Annotated in this window: 19 protein-coding genes; 8 read left to right on the forward strand and 11 right to left on the reverse strand. The window is 61.1% G+C overall.

The window, feature by feature from the left end:
* Positions 1-147: 147 nt before the first annotated feature.
* Positions 148-2,100 (forward strand): hypothetical protein, encoded by a 1,953-nt coding sequence (locus tag P1M51_RS06580; RefSeq protein ID WP_276274899.1) that lies wholly within the window; start codon positions 148-150, stop codon positions 2,098-2,100.
* A 51-nt stretch (positions 2,101-2,151) separates the two neighbouring features.
* Here the strand turns inward: P1M51_RS06580 and P1M51_RS06585 are convergent, their stop codons facing one another.
* Positions 2,152-2,286, reverse strand: coding sequence for a hypothetical protein (locus tag P1M51_RS06585; protein WP_276247386.1), 135 nt, complete (start codon positions 2,284-2,286; stop codon positions 2,152-2,154).
* A 194-nt stretch (positions 2,287-2,480) separates the two neighbouring features.
* Between P1M51_RS06585 and P1M51_RS06590 the strand changes: the two genes are divergently transcribed.
* Positions 2,481-2,894, forward strand: a complete 414-nt coding sequence (locus P1M51_RS06590) for a hypothetical protein (protein WP_276274900.1) — start codon at positions 2,481-2,483, stop codon at positions 2,892-2,894.
* Here P1M51_RS06590 and P1M51_RS06595 read toward each other — a convergent pair whose 3' ends face one another.
* The 6 genes from P1M51_RS06595 to aglG form a co-directional block, all read right to left on the reverse strand.
* Positions 2,895-3,104: a CopG family transcriptional regulator gene (locus tag P1M51_RS06595; protein ID WP_276247388.1), complete on the reverse strand. Its 210-nt coding sequence runs from the start codon at positions 3,102-3,104 to the stop codon at positions 2,895-2,897.
* 32 nt (positions 3,105-3,136) lie between these two features.
* Positions 3,137-4,129 carry an S-layer glycoprotein N-glycosyltransferase AglJ gene (gene aglJ / locus P1M51_RS06600; RefSeq protein WP_276274901.1) on the reverse strand — a complete coding sequence of 331 codons (993 nt, stop codon included), beginning with the start codon at positions 4,127-4,129 and terminating at the stop codon, positions 3,137-3,139.
* Positions 4,130-4,201: 72 nt separating this feature from the next.
* Positions 4,202-5,731, reverse strand: coding sequence for a flippase (locus P1M51_RS06605; protein ID WP_276274902.1), 1,530 nt, complete (start codon positions 5,729-5,731; stop codon positions 4,202-4,204).
* 72 nt (positions 5,732-5,803) lie between these two features.
* Positions 5,804-6,691 carry a glycosyltransferase family 2 protein gene (locus P1M51_RS06610; RefSeq protein WP_276274903.1) on the reverse strand — a complete coding sequence of 296 codons (888 nt, stop codon included), beginning with the start codon at positions 6,689-6,691 and terminating at the stop codon, positions 5,804-5,806.
* Complete coding sequence (locus tag P1M51_RS06615) at positions 6,688-7,695, reverse strand: glycosyltransferase (protein WP_276274904.1); 1,008 nt, start codon at positions 7,693-7,695, stop codon at positions 6,688-6,690. The genes P1M51_RS06610 and P1M51_RS06615 overlap by 4 nt, the downstream gene beginning before the upstream one ends.
* Entirely contained in the window at positions 7,692-8,612 is a 921-nt protein-coding gene (aglG, locus tag P1M51_RS06620; protein WP_276274905.1) for a glucosyl-dolichyl phosphate glucuronosyltransferase, read from the reverse strand. Before aglG ends, P1M51_RS06615 begins: the two co-directional genes overlap by 4 nt.
* 109 nt (positions 8,613-8,721) lie before the next feature.
* On the opposite strand from aglG, the gene P1M51_RS06625 reads away from it, so the two are divergent.
* Both P1M51_RS06625 and P1M51_RS06630 read left to right on the forward strand, forming a co-directional pair.
* Complete coding sequence (locus P1M51_RS06625) at positions 8,722-11,757, forward strand: oligosaccharyl transferase, archaeosortase A system-associated (RefSeq protein ID WP_276274906.1); 3,036 nt, start codon at positions 8,722-8,724, stop codon at positions 11,755-11,757.
* An 8-nt stretch (positions 11,758-11,765) separates the two neighbouring features.
* Positions 11,766-12,719, forward strand: coding sequence for a DUF368 domain-containing protein (locus tag P1M51_RS06630; protein WP_276247395.1), 954 nt, complete (start codon positions 11,766-11,768; stop codon positions 12,717-12,719).
* 30 nt (positions 12,720-12,749) lie between these two features.
* Here P1M51_RS06630 and P1M51_RS06635 read toward each other — a convergent pair whose 3' ends face one another.
* Positions 12,750-12,995 carry a hypothetical protein gene (locus tag P1M51_RS06635; RefSeq protein WP_276247396.1) on the reverse strand — a complete coding sequence of 82 codons (246 nt, stop codon included), beginning with the start codon at positions 12,993-12,995 and terminating at the stop codon, positions 12,750-12,752.
* 113 nt (positions 12,996-13,108) lie between these two features.
* Here P1M51_RS06635 and P1M51_RS06640 point away from each other — a divergent pair, with 113 nt between their 5' ends.
* Complete coding sequence (locus tag P1M51_RS06640) at positions 13,109-13,579, forward strand: DUF4330 family protein (RefSeq protein WP_276247397.1); 471 nt, start codon at positions 13,109-13,111, stop codon at positions 13,577-13,579.
* Here the strand turns inward: P1M51_RS06640 and P1M51_RS06645 are convergent.
* Positions 13,576-14,007: a DCC1-like thiol-disulfide oxidoreductase family protein gene (locus tag P1M51_RS06645; protein ID WP_276247398.1), complete on the reverse strand. Its 432-nt coding sequence runs from the start codon at positions 14,005-14,007 to the stop codon at positions 13,576-13,578. The two genes, P1M51_RS06640 and P1M51_RS06645, sit on opposite strands and share 4 nt — an antisense overlap.
* 104 nt (positions 14,008-14,111) lie before the next feature.
* Between P1M51_RS06645 and trxA the strand changes: the two genes are divergently transcribed.
* Positions 14,112-14,525 carry a thioredoxin gene (gene trxA, locus P1M51_RS06650; protein ID WP_276247399.1) on the forward strand — a complete coding sequence of 138 codons (414 nt, stop codon included), beginning with the start codon at positions 14,112-14,114 and terminating at the stop codon, positions 14,523-14,525.
* A gap of 45 nt (positions 14,526-14,570) precedes the next feature.
* Positions 14,571-15,674, forward strand: a complete 1,104-nt coding sequence (locus tag P1M51_RS06655; protein ID WP_276247400.1) for a CNNM domain-containing protein — start codon at positions 14,571-14,573, stop codon at positions 15,672-15,674.
* Here P1M51_RS06655 and P1M51_RS06660 read toward each other — a convergent pair.
* Together P1M51_RS06660 and P1M51_RS06665 are read right to left on the reverse strand one after the other, a co-directional pair.
* Positions 15,664-16,083 carry a universal stress protein gene (locus tag P1M51_RS06660; RefSeq protein WP_276247401.1) on the reverse strand — a complete coding sequence of 140 codons (420 nt, stop codon included), beginning with the start codon at positions 16,081-16,083 and terminating at the stop codon, positions 15,664-15,666. The genes P1M51_RS06655 and P1M51_RS06660 overlap by 11 nt on opposite strands.
* 95 nt (positions 16,084-16,178) lie before the next feature.
* A complete protein-coding gene (locus P1M51_RS06665) occupies positions 16,179-16,409 on the reverse strand; it encodes a hypothetical protein (protein ID WP_276247402.1) in 231 nt (76 codons plus the stop codon).
* Positions 16,410-16,545: 136 nt separating this feature from the next.
* Here P1M51_RS06665 and P1M51_RS06670 point away from each other — a divergent pair, with 136 nt between their 5' ends.
* Entirely contained in the window at positions 16,546-16,989 is a 444-nt protein-coding gene (locus P1M51_RS06670; protein WP_276247403.1) for a universal stress protein, read from the forward strand.
* The last annotated feature ends 20 nt before the right edge of the window (positions 16,990-17,009 follow it).

Below are 17,009 nucleotides of genomic sequence, written 5' to 3' on the forward strand. Positions count from 1 at the left end.
CGGGCACCGGCATTCGATACGGGAGGTGCGGTCCTAATGCACGTTACAATCGAAGCGTGTGCGGATAACCGGGGCCTACGCATTACAGACCCGATCGAACGCAGACAGTGTGCTCTCAGCAGTGCGAGCGAATTGGCGCCGAGACCGGTGGGTACTGAACGGTTTACGTTTCCGGTAGACACTGCTGTCGCTGTCGAAGCCGCTGAACTAACCCTCGAGCAGTACGTGGCAACGCACGTTCGAGATGCCGAGGGTGAACTGCTCGCGGTATCAGAGCCATTTAGCACCCACGATTTGGGCACGGGAACATACAGCATCGAGTTCAATGCGCCCATCAAGATGTACATCCGGGTTGAGGGTTCACTCGAGGTCACCGCCGGCGCGACGGAGATGACCTTCGACTTCGGGGACGAAACGACGATTCTCGTCGGGGCGCGTTCGTATCACGACAATCCTGCGACGACGATAACCACAACCGCTGACCCAGCGGACATGATGAAGGCAGTCTCCGCACTCGGGTCTGCGTTGAAAACGACCAGCTGTGAGCGGTCGTACCCGACGCTGCGCGGTCATCCTCCGATGATCGAACTGGGCGACGAGCTCGATATTCCGGAGACACTCGACACGCCGGAGACGGGTGTCACGATAGAGGTCCGGCCGTCACTCGAGGAGATATTTGTCGTCGCATCACTCGCCTACTATCTCGGCGCGACAATTAAACCGGGCGAGGAAGCACGAATCATCACTGACAATGGGTACGTCCACCCACTCGGAGAAGGAACGGCGTTCGAACGCGAAGTTGAACGCGTTCTCAAGCAAACGTTCTTCCTCGATTGCCTCACGAGCACCGAGGGGCACTACCTCGACTCCCTCTACGAACGAATCGTCGTCGAAGACCGGATTCAATTCGACTTCAGCGAACGCTACGCGCGGTCAATCAGCGACCAGCTTGAAATTGATTTACAGGTCCCATTCGACACCCTCGAACCGGATATGCCACAGTGGAAGCTGACGACGCACATCTCTCAGTCGCCCGAGAACGTCGAAATACTCCCGTTTCTCGTAAACGACCTCGCGGTGATTCGGACGCCCGCAGCGCATACGGTGACTCCCTCCCACGCTCAGACGGCCGCCGTCGACGAGTTCATGCGCGACGAATTCACGCGGTCGTCTGCTGGTGGCGCGAGTCAACAGATCTCTGTCGTCCAGCCAGAATCGACCGATTCGCTCGAACAGGCGTGGGTCGGCGAAGACGCACCGATCGGTGCGACGAAAGCCACCGTCTCTGCATTTCGAAATCGACTCCATCGCGACGTTAAATACGAAGATATCGACATCACCGTCGTCTGTAACGACGAGGCGATGGTCGATGAACACAATGTCGCCGCGGACGTGTACGGGTCACGCGAAGAACTCCCGTTTACCGTCAACCTCGAGACGAACCTTACCGTCGAAGCGCTCCAGGAAATCCTCGAATCAGATACAGATTTCTTCCATTACATCGGTCACATCGACAACGATGGGTTCCAGTGTACGGATGGGCGGTTGGATGCAGCGACCCTGGATTCGGTCGGTGTCGACGCCTTCTTGCTGAATGCGTGTCGCTCCTACAACCAGGGGATGCACCTCATCGAAGGAGGGAGTATCGGAGGTGTCGTGACGCTCGACGACGTAATCGACAGTGGTGCGTTCCGCATCGGAAGCACGATGGCCCGGCTGCTCAACCGTGGCTTCCCACTGCGTGCAGCGCTGACTATCGCCTCAGACCAAACTGTCATCGGGAGCCAGTATCTCGTCATCGGTGACGGGAGTGTCGACATTGCCCATGCAGAGAGCCTCATGCCATACCTCTGTGACATTCGGTCTCGCGAGGGCACCTACGACGTGAGTATTCGCACCTACCCGACGAAGTGTATGGGACTCGGGTCGGTGTTCCGACCGTATATCGGCGACAATCAACTTCACTTCCTGAGCTCAGGACACCTCAAGACGTTCACCGTCGATACGCAGACTCTCCAGGAGTTCCTCGCCCTCGAGGAGGTTCCAGTGGTACTCGATGGAATGTTCATGTGGAGTACTGACGTCGAGTTAACCGCCTAACTGCACGCTCTGGCGTTTTAGAAATAGTCGTTTTTGGGTCGATACCGTTACTTATGGGCCAGTCCCTGGACCGCCGCCCCCGGCAATGACGTTACCTGCCTGGAAGAGGAGTAGCATCAGCGTGAACAGGACACCGACCATTCGTGGGTGCTCAGCAAGGTACTGCTTCAGTGAATCGTTGGACATTACGACTCAAAGATATACTTCGACACTCATATAAATTTTGATATAAATGTGATACAAATTTTCGAGAATTCGCAGCAATAATCCCGTGCTATGAGATGTCACATCGTACTCCGTCCTCATTATTCCTTCGCAAGAGAGGTTCGGAGCGGACGAGCTCCCAATGGCTTAACCGGACGGCGATGCAGAGGATGACCATGGTGTACATTACACGCGGACTCGCGACTGTCCTCCTCGAATATGCCGCGGAGGCAGCCCCTGAAGGGGTTACGTTCGCACTTTCTGTGTCACCCGCGGGCGAACTGGAGGGGCACACAAAGCTCGACCCCAAAACGCCTGTATTCACCCACTTCTACCTCGCGGACGCCGGGAAATCTGTCTCTGCTGTGTTCGGCGTCGACCTCGGCACACCCGCTGGCCAGACGCAGGGCCGATTCGTCTCCCATCCCGACGGCTTCGACGAACTCGCCATCACGGACGACCTCCATGGCACAGTGTTCGTCGCCACGCCGCCGTGGGACGAAGACGGTCTCCGTGCGTTCGACCGCAGCGGCGTCGAGCAATCGCTGACCGTTCTCGATGCAGAACCGCCAGAAGACGTCCTCGCCTAACTACTTCAGGTAGCCGAGTTCGCGCAATTGCCGGGTGACTTCTTCGAACTCCGCCTCCGTGAGTTCACCCTTTCGCTGGTGTTGGACCACGATGCTCCGAAGGAGAAATCGGACGAGGTCGCCAGTACTGGAAAAACTCGTCCCCTCGATGGTCTCTTCGACTTTGTCGGCGAGTTCCTTCGAGATAGACACCGACGTGTACTTGGTCATGTGTGGCGCGAGGGGTTCGCTCAAAATATGTATTACGCCCGTTTGTCCCGACTCGTCGTCGCGGACTCGACCTGACGGGAATCCGATACGTCATCCATCGGTTCGCGCCGATAGCGGGCAATCTCCTCCAGCCGGCGGGTCTGCTCCCGGTTGAGTGTGACGATGAGGTCAGAGAGTACCCCGAACATCAGCAACTGCATCCCAAACAGCAAGAAGAACGCGGAGACGACGGCGAGTGCCTCGTGTGAGATGCCCAGGGTGAAATATTCGACCCCGACGTAGGCGGCAATCACGAGTCCCACGACCGAACTCAACCCGGCCACGCTTCCGAAGTAAAATAGCGGATTGTTCGTCTTCGCGAGTTTGTACAACGTCATCAAAATGACGCCCCCGTCGCGCAACGGGTGGAGGTTCGTGTCCGACGCGTCCGGACGCGCTCCGTAGTGGATGTCCACTACCGTCGTCGTGACGCCGTGTTTGACACACTCGACGGCGAGTTCGGTTTCGATACCGAACCCGTCCGCGAACAGGCCAAGCGACTCGACTGACTCTCGCGTAAACGCTCGATACCCGCTCAGAATGTCGCGCAGGTCGCGCCCGTGGATGAATTCGAATGCCCGGTTGATGATTCGATTTCCGGTTCGGTTCAGCCGCGACATGGCATTTTGCTCCATGCTCGCGAACCGGTCGCCGATGACGTGTTCTGCGGCCCCCGCGAACAACGGTTCGAGCATCGTCGGCGCGTCCGACGGGCGATACGTTCCGTCACCGTCCACCATCAGGACGTACCGGGCGTCGATGTTGCGAATACCCTCGCGGACGGCCTGGCCCTTCCCGCTGCCCGATTGTACGACGACGCGAGCGCCGTGGTCTGCGGCGATTTCGCGGGTTCCGTCAGAAGAGTGACCATCGACGACGAGGACGTTCCTGAGTCCCTCTGCGTGAAATCCATCGATGACCGACCCGATGGTTGCGGCTTCGTCGAGAGTCGGAATCAGCACGCACACGTCCTCGCGGGAATCCATTGTATGCTGGTCGTCTCTGGGTCTGCAAAAGCCTTCTCCTCGGTGAATCCGTGGTGACGACTGCGCTCGGTTTTACCGGCTGAACCGAGTGACGAACGCCCTGAGTCGTCCGAGGTCGAGCCCGAACCGTGACTCGACGCTATCGAGCAACACGAGTTCCTCAGGCCCGACTCCGAATCGGAGAACGGCGAGCAAATACCCGCCTGCGACAGCAAGACTCACGGCTCCCGTTGCAACCACGTCGCCTCCTAACTGGTCGGTCACCAGTACGTACCCGATGAGACTCAGAACGAGCGCCGACCCGGCAAGTCTGAGGAGCGACTCCGTGAACGGCTGGATGCCTGTCTCGCGATATAGCTGGTACGAATAGAGCGCGTTGAGCAACACGTACGCGACGGCGGTGGCGACGGCGGCCCCGAGGACGCCGTATCGTGGAATGAGCAACACGTTGAGGACGAAATTCACCGCCGCCACGAGGGTGTTGTCGTACATGATGAGTCGCGTTCGGCCGAGCGACGTCAGCGCGTCGCTGTTCGGCCCGGCGATTGCATGGCTGAAGAACGCGACAGAGAGGACGCTCAGCGCGAGCGCCCCTGAGACGTACTGCTCGCCGAAGGTAACGCGAATGCTCTGCTCGGGGAACAGTGCCACGACGACGAACAGCGGGACCGTCACCGTGAATATCCACTTCGTAACGACCTGATAGAGGGTTCGCATGCTCTCCGTATCACCATCTGCGTACAGTTCCGCGATGACGGGCATGAAGATGAACCCGAAGGAGCTCAACATCGTCGTCAGGAGCAGGGCAATCGGATAGATGGTGTTGTACACGCCCACGTCGCCAGTCGAGGAGAAGTAGCCGAGCATGAACGTATCCATGTCCGCGAAGACGAACGTCATCACCGTGGAGACGACCAGCGGAGCGGAGAACAACAGGAGGTCGCTGTGCATCGGTTCGTACCGGCTGGTGCGGTCGAACAATGTGGTTCGTGTATAGAGGAAGTAGACACCAAGGGTCGCTGCTCCGAGGTAGGAAAAGACGTACGCCCACGCGACGCCAGTCGCACCGAATCCAATCGAGAGCACCGCGAGGATGCCGACGAATCGGAGGGTCGGCAGCGAGATGTTCTGGATGTACACCTTCGGGAGCGAGAGTTTGAGCCCCTGGACGCTTCCGACGGCCAGTTTCATCACGGCGGCGAGTGGAATCGCGAGCGCGAAGATTCTGAGGACCGGCGCAGTCGCCGGGTCGGTGAACACCACCCGGGCGATGGTCGGCGCGAACACGACGATGAGCAAGCTCGCGAGAAGCGAAAGCGGGACCCCAACCTGGAACGCGGAGACGAGGACGCCACGACGACGGGCGTCGTCCGAAAACGTCGGGAGATAGCGTCCGATGCCCGTATTCAAGCCGAGGAGCACGACGGTCGAGACAATCGTCGCCGTCGTGATACCGAGCGAAACCGCCCCGTAGTTTACCGGCCCGAGCACACGGGCGATGACTAACTTCGCGACGAACGAGATGGCGAGTTCGACGAAGAGTCCGACGAAGAGAATCCCTCCGCCTTTGAACAACGTTCTAAGGGCGGCGTTCGTAGACACGCTTACACCGCCTCGTTCGTGCTGACTGACGTATTAGTTGTGGATTTCACGGTCGCTGAGTTCCGTCGTAGCTTAATCAGAGGATGCGGTGGATGGATTCGAAGACCGTTCGCTCCGGGTTTCGTGGGCCACGGCGTACTGGGCCAGTTCTGGTGGGATTTCGACCACGATGTCCTCGTAGGTCGGGCGGGCACTCATCTCGAAAATCTCTCGCCAGTTTTTCTTTCGAGCGGTGTACACCCGCCCGTCGAGCACACCCGCGAGGATGCCTGCCGCGAATATCGGCACTCCGGCAACCGCGATGTGTGGCGGGTGCTTTCGGAGCAGAAACTGGAAGATTTGCGTCGGTGAGAAGCCAATCTGGTACAGTCCCTTCGCCGAGCGAAACGACCGCCGAGCCCGCCGACGCGCGCTCGGTTTCGAGGACGTGACGTTTTGCGTGTTCTTCACCGGAAGGTAGCGCAGCACGCCCCGGTCTTCGAGACGGTCTGTCAATTCGTGGTCCTCGCCGCGCATGAGGGGACTGTAGCCACCGACAGAGCGGAGTAATTCTCGCGGTGCGATGAACAGGTTTCCGGCGGTACGGAGGGCGATGTCGCCCTCTGCTTCGAGAAGGTCGTGATAGACTTCCAGGATGCCCGCGAGGAGGGTGTCGTAGGTCTGGTCTAAATCGTAGTTGGCGATGATGTGCGCTCCGCGAGCGATTTCGAGAGCAAGCTGTCGCCCCTCCCCTCGATTACACCCTGGTTCGACGTGGAGTCGAATCGCGTCGTGGGCTGCGGCGAACGACCGGAGGATCGAGAGACTTCCATCGTTGCTCCCGGCGTCCACGATGACGATCTCGGAATCGGCGGGTCGCTCTTGGAGGATGCTCTCCAGACTCGACCGTAGCGTCGCCCCCTGATTGTAGTGGGTGATGCAGATCGAGTACGTCCACTGGCGGTCCCGCGATTCGCTCATTGCTGGTCTGTCACGATGGTTCGTAACGCCGACTCATAGACCTGTCCTATCGACGCCCAATCGTAGCGCTTGCTCGCCGCTCGCATTGCCGCCGTATCGGTCGTCTCTTTTGCAGTCTGAATCGCCTCGGCGATGGCAGCTGGGTCGAGTGAGCAGAACGTCGCGAGGCCGGAGAACCGTCCCTCAGCGTGGCCACGGAGTTGGACGACAGGGAGTCCTACTGACCCGTATTCGAGTACTTTGAGCGTATGAGCGTCGTCCACGAGCGAGATACCGACGTCCGCCGCGTGCAGGTAGCCGGGAACGTCGTCGTGGGGAACAGTTCCGAGATACACCACGTTCTCTCGGGCAGTGGCCGCGGTGCTGACCTGTGATTCGAGGCCCCCCGTGCCGAGGACGACGAGCGTCCAGTCCGACAGGTAGGTCATTGCTTCGAGTAGGTGCTCGATGTTGTAAATCGGCTCGAGTCCGCCAACGTAGATGACGACGTTCCCGGCGACACCCTCGTCGTCGAGCCGTCGCTGGGCCCGATTCAGGGTCTCATCGGACGGGTTCGCAAACCGGTCGAACGAGACCCCGAGGTCAGTCTGCGTGGCCAGCCGGGCGTACCGACGAACTCGCTGTGCCTCTTCGTCGTAGACGTAGAGAACGTGGTCTGCGAGGGCGAACGACACGTTTTCTAACAGCCGAACGGGCAGCGAGAGCCACCGGGGATGCGTTTCCGAGAACTGTCTGATTGGGTCGATGTGGTCTACGAGCAGGGGCTTCGAGAAGACAACGGAGAGAAGCGTCCCGGCGATGGCCCCCGCTCTGGTCGTCCCGACGACGACATCGTACGAATTTCGCTCACGCATTGACTGGACGAGCGTCCGAGGAGTGGTTCCCCGGAGCGTCACGTCGAACCCCTGCGTCATGAGATACTCGGCGATTTTCCGCCGCCCCACACTGATGTCCTCGGGTTTGTCCGGCGTCAACCAGAGGACGCGAATCGGCGACTCGCTCATCTCCACTTCGTCATCCCGTAGCCATACCCGAGTCCGACCACTCCGGTGAACACGAACAGCATCACCAGCTGCACCAGTCCCGACAGCGACGGGTGAAAGAGGAGCCGTTTGGCTCGGCGTGGCGCGAACTCCGTGAGCAATCGCCCGAGGAAGTCGGATTCTTCGCCGCTCGATTCAGGCACCAGCACTTCCATCCCGCGTTTCGAGTAGCCCTGCCAGAACGCCCGCCGCAGGAGCCACTTCGGGTCGGTTCGGTAGGCGAACACCTTGTGGGCGACGCAAGCGTCGGGGGTGTAGTAGACGCCTCGACCGTACTCGTTGCGTAGGCGGGCACAGAGTTCCGTCTCGCCGCCCTGGAGGTGTTTGTCGCCCTTCCGACCGCCGATGTCGGTGTCGAACCCCTCCAGTTCGGAGAAGATGTCGCGTCTGAACGAGATGTTGGAGCCGAAGGTGTTTCGCACCTCGCCGGGGGCGTCTGCGAAGCCGCGATGGGTGACGCCGACGAGCCAGTAGAACTCCGCGGGCAAGAAGTCGGGTTTGCCGGCCACCCAGTCTGCGGTCATCGTGCCACCCGCGGCGAGTGCGTCGTGTTGGTCGTAGACGGCGACGAGTTCTTCGAGCCAGTCGGGTTCTGCCACGGCATCGTCGTCGATGAAGGCGACCACGTCACCGTCTGCGAGTTCCGCGCCGGTGTTTCGGCTTGCAAGGAGGCCGCGATTCTCGCTGTTCAGGTGGATGCGAACGTCCTCGTGCGGGCCGTAGTCTTCGAGGACGCGCTCGTAAACGTCGGGCGTGCCGTCGACCACGACGACGAGTTCGCGGTCTGTGTGGGTCTGGGCGAGGACGCTCGCTGCGGCCTCGCGGAAGGCGTCGTAAAGGTCGAGTGAATACGTACAGAGGACGACTGAAACCCGCATTTCACTGACATCGGCGGCGTTCGTCCAAAGGCGTTTTCCTTTCGGTTCATTGCTGGCGCTGACAACCAGATAACAAGGTTTATGCGCGTTTTCCTAGTCAAGACAGACAATGAGTAGACGTACGAAACAGCCGTCGACTTCGGGCCGAAGGTCCGAGTCGGTGGCAGGCCTCATCGAGGACTGGTATCACGTCCCCGTATTGCTCCTCCTCCTCGGTGTGATGTTTTACACCCGGGTGCAGGGTTGGAAGAACTTCGTCATCGGTGACAAGGTCTTTTTCTCCGGTAACGACGCCTGGTATCACCTCCGGCAGGTGACCTACACCGTCCGCAACTGGCCAAGCACGATGCCGTTCGACCCGTGGACGCACTTCCCGGTCGGCACGAGCGTCGGTCAGTTCGGGACCCTCTACGACCAGATCGTCGCGACGGTCGCCCTCATCGTCGGACTGGGGAGCCCCGACCAGCACACGATTGGCCTCACGCTCCTCTTCGCCCCTGCCGTCTTCGGGACGCTCGTCGCGATTCCAGCCTACTTCATCGGCAAGCGCCTCGGCGGACGCTTCGGTGGCGTCGTTGCCGTCCTCATCCTCGCGCTCGCGCCGAGTGAATTCCTCCGACGCAGCCTCGTCGGCTTCTCCGACCACCACGTCGCGGAAGCGTTCTTCCAGTCTATCGCCGTGCTCGCGGTCATGGTCGCCGTCTCCGTCGCAGAGCGCGAGAAACCCGTCTACGAACAGTTCCAAGAACGCGACTGGGACAACCTGCGAAGCCCGGTCGGCTGGGCTGCGCTCGCTGGTGTCGCTATCTCGCTCTACATCTGGACCTGGCCGCCGGGCGTCCTCCTCGTGGGCATCCTCGGCCTCTTCTTTACGATTACCCTGACGCTCGTCTACGTCCGCGGCGAGAGCCCAGAGCACCTCGCAATCGCGGGAGCGGTGATGATGTCCGTCGTCGGCATCCTCTCGCTGCTCGCGTTCGACAGTTTCGCGCTCAGTCCGACGCAGTTTACGCTCATCCAACCCGCACTCGCCTTCGCGGTGGCGGCTGGCTGTCTGTTCCTCGCCTTCCTCGCGCGCAAACTCGACGAGACTGACTACTCGCCGTACGTCTATCCCGGCATCATCGCGAGCATCATCTCTGCGACCGCGCTCGTCCTGATGCTCGCCGCGCCGGACGTCTTCGACTTCTTCGTCGCCCAGTTCGCCCGGGTTGCCGGCTTCGGGTCTTCGGCGACGGCTCAGACGGTCGGTGAGGCCCAACCGCTCCGCCTTTCTGACGCTCAGAACTACCTCACGTTCTCCTACGGCCTGACGTTCTACACCGGTGTCGTCGGCGCGGTCGTCATGCTCGTCCAGTATTTCTACGCGGGCGAACGTCGCGCTGAGTACCTCTTCGTCCTGACGTGGGCCGTGGTCATGACGATGGCCGCGTTCACGCAGGTTCGGTTCAACTACTACCTCATCGTCGCCATCGCCGCGATGAACGCCTTCCTCGCGGGCGGCATCCTGCGCTACGTGAGCCCTGACAGGGCAGTACGCTCGGTGCGCGACATCGAACTCTATCAGGTGCTCACCGTCGTCGCAGTCCTCCTCGTCGTCACGGGACCGCTCACGCTCGGCGGAACGAACGCCATCGCCTACGGGGGACAGGTCTCCCAGCCGGGCGAGGTCACCGAGTGGGACGACAGCCTCGAATGGCTCTCGAACGAGACGCCAGAGGAGGGCACCTATGGCGGCGCACAGAACGAGATGGAGCTGTACGGTCAGTTCCAGCAGACCGAGAACTACGAGTATCCAGACGGAGCCTACGGCGTGATGTCGTGGTGGGACTACGGCCACTTCATCACGGTGAAAGGCGAGCGCATCCCTGATGCGAACCCGTTCCAGCAGAGCGCGACGAAGGCCGCAAACTACCTGCTCGCGACGAACGAGACGCAGGCGAACGACCTGCTCGTGAGCGAACAGGGCGAGGAGACACGCTACGTCATGATCGACTGGAAACTCGCAGACCCGAGTTCCAACAAGTACTCCGCGCCGACGGTGTTCTACGACCGAGAAAATCTGACCTCACGCGACATGCTCACGCCGGTGTTCAATCAACAGGGCTCGCGGCTGGTCACGACGGTCCAGTCCCAGCGCCACTACGACAGCATGCGCACCCGCCTGTACTACCACCACGGAAGTTCCATCGAGGTGGAACCGGTCGTCTCCGATTGGGAGACCGCGACCATCAACACTCAGCGGGGCCCCATCTCCTTCCCCGCCATGCCGAGTAGCGCGAACACCTCCGCGGTGAAACGCTTCGAAACGATGGAGGAGGCCCAGGCTTACGTCGAGAGCGACCCGACCTCACAAATTGGCGGCATCGGGCCGTACCCGAGCGAACGGGTGCCAGCACTCCAGCACTACCGCCTCGTGAAGGTGTCTAACACCTCTGCGCTCTCGTCGCCAACCTTCCAGCAGTCGTTCTTCGTCCGAGCACAGTTGCTCGGCCAGGCGGGACTCTCCACTGGTGAACTGTTCCGCACACCACCGTCGTGGGTGAAGACCTTCGAGAAGGTCCCCGGCGCGACCGTCGAGGGCACCGGTCCGGCGAACACGACCATCACGGCGGCTGTCCAGATGCGAATGCCGACCACGAACTCGACGTTCACCTACACCCAACAGGCCCAGACCGACGAGAACGGGCAGTTCACGATGACGCTCCCGTACTCGACGACCGGCTACGACGAGTATGGCCTCGACGCGGGCTACACGAACGTGAGCGTCCAGGCAAACGGCCCGTACACGTTCACCTCGCCACTCGAACGCGATAGCAACCTGACCGGTACGCAGTGGCGCGGAACTGCTGACGTGAGCGAGGGCCAGGTGCTCGGTGAAGAAGAGAGCGCCGTGGAAGTCACACTCTCCGAGGAAACCGTTGACATCCCCGAAGGTGCTCAGAACGGCACCGACGACGGGAACGCAACCAACGGGACCGACGGCAACGTGACCACCCCACCGAACGGGACGAACACGACCGACGGAAACGAGACGAACACGACCACGGGCACCAACAACACGACAGCACAGTCGCTCACCGCCAGTTCGTGGCAGGCGACTGACGGGCTGGCCGCAGCCACTATGCTGGTCGCCCTCCCATGAGCCGCCTAATGAGTAGCTCTCGCGTCCCCGGCGGCGAACTGCTGTCGGTGTACCTGAAAGGCTTCTTCATGGGCGCGGCAGACACGGTTCCCGGCGTCTCTGGTGGTACCATCGCCCTGATTACGGGCATCTACGAACGCCTGATTACCGCCATCACGGAGTTCGACCTCGGCGTGGTGCAGAACGTGTTCCGACTGCACACAGCCGAGGGTCGGGCCGCCTTCCGCGAGGACCTCCTGCGGATGGACGTGTTCTTCCTCGCTGCCCTCGGAGCCGGTATTCTCACCGCCATCATCACGCTCTCGCGTATCGTCGAGGCGGCGCTCCACAACTATCCGGCGTTCACCTTCGCGTTCTTCTTTGGACTCATCGCGGCCTCCGCAATCGTCCTCTACAGGCACGTGAACGTGGCGACCCCGGGCCGACTCGCCGTTGGCGTCGCTGGCTTTACCTTCGCCTTCCTCATCTCAGGAGCATCGTCGAGCGGTGGGCTGCCCAACACGCTCCCCTTCGCGTTCGTCGCCGGCGCAATCGCCATCACCGCGATGATTCTGCCCGGCATCTCGGGGTCGTTCCTCCTGTTGCTCATGGGCCAGTACCAGTTCATGCTCGGCACGCTGCGCGCGTTCGTCGACGGCCTCATCAACGTCGCCCGCGGCGGAGCGATTGACCCGGTCGTCGAACCCGCCACGACCGTCGTCGTCTTCGGCGTTGGCGCGGTGGTCGGCCTGCTCACCATCGCCCACGTCATCCGATGGGCGCTGTCCAATTACCGCGCGGCGACGCTCACCTTCCTCGTGAGCCTCATGGTCGGCGCACTCCGCCTGCCCGCAGAAGAGGTACTCGCGAACGGGACGTTCGACTCAGCGGTCTCAGTCGCCACCGTCGTCGTCATCGCCGTCGTCGGCGGGGCCGCGGTGCTCATGCTCGACTGGTACACCGACGACTTAGAATACGCCTGATTGCGAGGCTTTTTTGCGACCGAATTCAGCTTATGCAGCCTTCCCCTCGGCGTAGCCGTATCGCCACGCCACGTACCCGTGTTTGAGGATTCGATAACTGCCGACGAGGATGCGGGTCGTGAGTATGAGCATCCCGAGTCCGGCGAGCACGTCCCCGAGTCCGATTCCGGCGAGTTCGAGCGTCTGTGGGGTGGCGATTCCGACGGCCCACAGCGCGAGGCCAATCCAGAAGGCTTCGTCACGCTGGGAGAGGCCGGTGAGCGTCGATTCGTCCATGACCGAGTGTTGGTTTTCTAACATATAAGCCTTCTCTGTAAATTGAAGGTGTCGCGCTCGACGCATCGGAGCAATCGGAATTTTTGTAATGGCGCTCGCCGACGTGCTGAACAATGCCTATCCTCGACGACGATGGCCGACTGTTCGGCGTCGTCAACATCATCGACGCGCTGGTCGTGCTCCTCGTGCTCGCGGTGGTCGCCGCCGGAGCCGCGCTCGTCCTCGGCCCAGACGAACCGGCGAGCCCCGCGTCGAACAACAATACGACAACGACACCAGCCGCAAACGAGACGATGACCGAGAACATGACCATCGTCTACCGCCTCGAAAACGTCCCACGATACATGATCGACCCCATCGAGGAAGGTCCGGTTCCGGCCTCGCCATCGCTCGTCACCGTAGAAGAAGTCGCCATTCTCGAATCGGACAACGATACGGTCACCGCGGAGCTGACTGTGGAAACCACGGTCACCCGCGAAAACGAACTGACCTACTACAACGGAAACCGCATCTACGTCGGCAAAACGGTCACCCTCGATTTCGGTGATGTCGTGGTGAAACCGACGGTCGTCCGCTTCGCTTAGGCGTCTATCTCTGCCGGCCGCTCGTCTGCCGCTTCTGCGAGAGTCGAGAATTCTGCGGCCGCGTCGTCGCGTAAGTCGTAGCGTTCGTGATAATCGTCCGGGTCGCGCCCGCGCCCGCTGGCTCGGCCGACGAGGTCAGCGATGGTCTCGTAGTTGTCGCGCACGAGACTCCCGGCGAGTTGCGGGACGCCGGCGCGCGTCGCGAGTTCCTCTGCTGCGGCCTTGCCCGCGTACACTCGCTTTTCCGCTCGGTCGACGAGCACCATCGCGAAGGGTGTCGCACCGAACTGCGCTTCGAGGAAGCGCTGGGCGGCGTCGTCGTACCACGAAATCGCGTCGATGTCGTCGAGACGTTTCAGTGCCACCGCGGCTATCGAACAGTACGGACACTCGCCGTCGTAGATGAGTACCGCGTCAGGTGTGTCCACGCTCGTCATAGGGGCCCGAGCCCAAAATACTGTCCGCAACCGGTTGTGTACTGAGCCGGCACACGAGCAATGTCATTAAAGCCGTTGGCGCAATATGTCTGGGCATGAGCGATTCATCGAGCACGGACGAGATTGACGCGATTCGCCAAAAGAAACTCGAAGAGATGCAATCGAAAGCGACCGGTGACACAGCGGAGTCGCCGGCGGAACCGATTCATCTAGAGAGCGACGCCCAGTTCGACGAACTCGTAGACGCCCACGACGTGGTGCTCGTGGACTTCTACGCGGACTGGTGTGGCCCGTGCAAGATGCTCGAACCGACCGTTAAGGAACTCGCCGCTGAAGGCAAGGCAACCGTCGTGAAAGTCGACGTAGACCAGCACCAGACGCTCGCCCAGTCGAACGGCGTCCAGGGTATCCCAACCCTCCTGCTCTACGCCGACGGCGAGCAAGTAAAACGCCTCGTCGGCGTCCAGGACAAGGCGACGCTGTCGTCGCTCATCGAACAGGTTGCCTGATTCGGCCCGTAGGTTTACCAACGCCTGGTTCAAACCACCGGGCAGATGAGTGAGGTCGTAACCGCATTTCGACTGCTAGGTGGCGTGTTATTGTTGCTTGCCAACGCTTTTTTCGTGACGACTGAGTTTTCGCTGACGAGAGTCCGGCAGTTCTCCCGTGAGGAGTTCTCGGGTGCGGGCCTCGACCGCGCCTGGGAGATGACCGACAAACTCGAAATCTATCTCTCGGGCTGTCAGGTTGGGATTACCATATCGAGCGTCGGCCTCGGCGTCGTCGCAGAACCGGCCGTCGCCGCAGTGATGTCGGGAGCGCTTGGCCTCGTCGGCCTGACGAGCGGCGGGCACACCGCACTCTCAGTCGTGCTCGCGCTTGGACTCATCAATATCGCCCACATCGTCGTTGGGGAGCAAGCGCCGACCTATCTCGGCGTCGAACGCACGAAGTTCGTCGCGAAGTATTGTGCGCCGGTGCTCTACTGGTGGACGAAGGTGATGGCGCCGGTCATCATCCTCTCCGATAAGATTGCGAAAGCGATTCTTCGGCTGTTCGGGGTCGAAATCGACCGCTCGTGGACCGAAGGCGAGGAGGGGGACGGCCCGAGCACGCGCCGGGAACTCAGAAGCCGTGTCGGCGACATGCTCGACGAAGGCGACCTCACGGAGGAACGACGCGATGAGGTCATAAACGCCCTCGAAATCGGAATGACGCCGGTCCACGAGGTCATGGTCCCCCGCGAGGAGATGGTGACACTCTCGACGGCCAATACGGTAGAAGAAAACCTCGACATCGTCGCCAACCAACCCCACGGTCGCTTTCCGCTGGTCGGTGAGACCCCCGAGGAGTTCCTCGGCATCGTCTACGTCCCCGCCTTGCTCCAGGACGTCGAAGCGGTGATGGACGGCTCTGTGACGCTCGAATCGGTTGCCGCTCCGCCAATGACGGTCGATGGTCGCACTTCCGTGAGCGAAGTCATCGACGAGTTCCAAGAGGCGAATCAGGAGCTCGCGCTGGTCACCGAGGTGCCGGATTCTGCGGCGGATGTAGACGACGTGACCGGGTCGGTAGTCGGCCTGGTCACCGCGACCGACGCCTTCGAAGCGATTACCGGCGACTTAGAAGACCCGCTCGACCGCGAAGCTACGTCGTGAGGACGGGCCGGTCCGCACTGCGAACGACGCGTTCTGCGACGCTGCCAATCGGAATTCTGTTCGACCCGGTTCGGCCGTGCGACCCAAGGACGATGAGGTCTGCGTCGATTTCGGCCGCGTAGTCGACGATTTCCTCGTGTGGAACGCCGTGACAGACGCGAGTGACGACCGAGAGACCGCTGTCGGTCGCCTGTCGTTCGACGTCGGCGATCAGTTCGGTCCCGATGTCCTCCATCTGCGTCATGATGAGTTCGATGCTGCTCAGCGCCGGGTCGCCGTATCGGCGGGTGTCCACGACGAACATCGTGTGGAGCGTCGAGTCGTTCTGTGCGGCGAGTTCGAGACCCTGTTCGACGGCCCGTGCGGCCGGTTCGCTACCGTCGGTCGGGACGAGAATGGTTTTGTACATGAATACCCCCTGTTGAAATCCCGCTTCTATAATGGTCCGTTTCGGGCTTAAGCCACGCGCAACCTGCCGGTTTTCGCGACACTGGGCGTCGGCAACTACTCCACGGTCACTGTCCGCTCGAACAATCTCGAGAGCAGCGCATACATCTCCTGTCTAATACCTTCGCGCGAGCGTGAGAAGCAGCCGCGGATGTGCTGGTATTCCAGTCTCAGGGTGAGCGCGTAGACGCGTTCGTCACCGGCGTAAATCACGAGCGCGTTCAGGTTGTCGACGGCGACCCAGCCGCTTTCGGACTCGACGTGCCGGAGGCCGTCTACGAACCGCATGAGAACAGACGGAGGTGTTCGAGCACCGCGGGTCAACATCTGCTTACGTCCACCCCGTGATAATTGTTTCTTGCAAGACAGTCGAGTCGGAGAAGAGCTGGCCGACCTTTTTGTCCTATCACGCGTACATCCTGTCATGTACGACGTGATTCTCGTGCCGACTGACGGCAGTGACGCAGCGCGAGCGGCCGGAACGTACGCCATCTCACTCGCTACAGAAGTCGGTGCGGCACTCCACGTCGTCTACGTCGTAGACGAGGGTGCAGCGAACCTATTGCTCAGTTCGCATTCGATGAGCGACCTGCTGAAGGGGCTAAACGAAGCGGGCGAACAGGCCGTCGGCGACCTTGAAGCCGCCGCGACGAAAGCGGGCGTTTCAGTGACGACCGAGGTCGTCCAAGGAATTCACGTGAACGAGGCCATCATCGCCGCTGCAAAACGGGCGGACGCGGACCTCATCGTGATGGCAACCTATGGTGAGCGTGGCCTCGAACACATCCTCGGGAGTACGACCCAGCGCGTCCTCGCGCGGTCGCACATCCCCGTCCTCGCGATTCCATCCGACGAGATGCCCACGTAGGCCAATTCCACGTGTTCTTT

It is taken from the genome of Haladaptatus sp. QDMS2, from assembly GCF_029338295.1.
Classification (GTDB): domain Archaea; phylum Halobacteriota; class Halobacteria; order Halobacteriales; family Halococcaceae; genus QDMS2.

What these genes read in the sequence shown, in the direction of transcription:
- P1M51_RS06585 (WP_276247386.1), bottom strand. Translation starts at nt 2,286, where the DNA reads ATGTCCAACGATTCACTGAAGCAGTACCTTGCTGAGCACCCACGAATG.
- P1M51_RS06590 (WP_276274900.1), top strand. Translation starts at nt 2,481, where the DNA reads ATGGTGTACATTACACGCGGACTCGCGACTGTCCTCCTCGAATATGCC.
- P1M51_RS06595 (WP_276247388.1), bottom strand. Translation starts at nt 3,104, where the DNA reads ATGACCAAGTACACGTCGGTGTCTATCTCGAAGGAACTCGCCGACAAA.
- aglJ (WP_276274901.1), bottom strand. Translation starts at nt 4,129, where the DNA reads ATGGATTCCCGCGAGGACGTGTGCGTGCTGATTCCGACTCTCGACGAA.
- P1M51_RS06610 (WP_276274903.1), bottom strand. Translation starts at nt 6,691, where the DNA reads ATGAGCGAATCGCGGGACCGCCAGTGGACGTACTCGATCTGCATCACC.
- P1M51_RS06615 (WP_276274904.1), bottom strand. Translation starts at nt 7,695, where the DNA reads ATGAGCGAGTCGCCGATTCGCGTCCTCTGGTTGACGCCGGACAAACCC.
- aglG (WP_276274905.1), bottom strand. Translation starts at nt 8,612, where the DNA reads ATGCGGGTTTCAGTCGTCCTCTGTACGTATTCACTCGACCTTTACGAC.
- P1M51_RS06625 (WP_276274906.1), top strand. Translation starts at nt 8,722, where the DNA reads ATGAGTAGACGTACGAAACAGCCGTCGACTTCGGGCCGAAGGTCCGAG.
- P1M51_RS06630 (WP_276247395.1), top strand. Translation starts at nt 11,766, where the DNA reads ATGAGTAGCTCTCGCGTCCCCGGCGGCGAACTGCTGTCGGTGTACCTG.
- P1M51_RS06635 (WP_276247396.1), bottom strand. Translation starts at nt 12,995, where the DNA reads ATGGACGAATCGACGCTCACCGGCCTCTCCCAGCGTGACGAAGCCTTC.
- P1M51_RS06640 (WP_276247397.1), top strand. Translation starts at nt 13,109, where the DNA reads ATGCCTATCCTCGACGACGATGGCCGACTGTTCGGCGTCGTCAACATC.
- trxA (WP_276247399.1), top strand. Translation starts at nt 14,112, where the DNA reads ATGAGCGATTCATCGAGCACGGACGAGATTGACGCGATTCGCCAAAAG.
- P1M51_RS06655 (WP_276247400.1), top strand. Translation starts at nt 14,571, where the DNA reads ATGAGTGAGGTCGTAACCGCATTTCGACTGCTAGGTGGCGTGTTATTG.
- P1M51_RS06660 (WP_276247401.1), bottom strand. Translation starts at nt 16,083, where the DNA reads ATGTACAAAACCATTCTCGTCCCGACCGACGGTAGCGAACCGGCCGCA.
- P1M51_RS06665 (WP_276247402.1), bottom strand. Translation starts at nt 16,409, where the DNA reads ATGCGGTTCGTAGACGGCCTCCGGCACGTCGAGTCCGAAAGCGGCTGG.
- P1M51_RS06670 (WP_276247403.1), top strand. Translation starts at nt 16,546, where the DNA reads ATGTACGACGTGATTCTCGTGCCGACTGACGGCAGTGACGCAGCGCGA.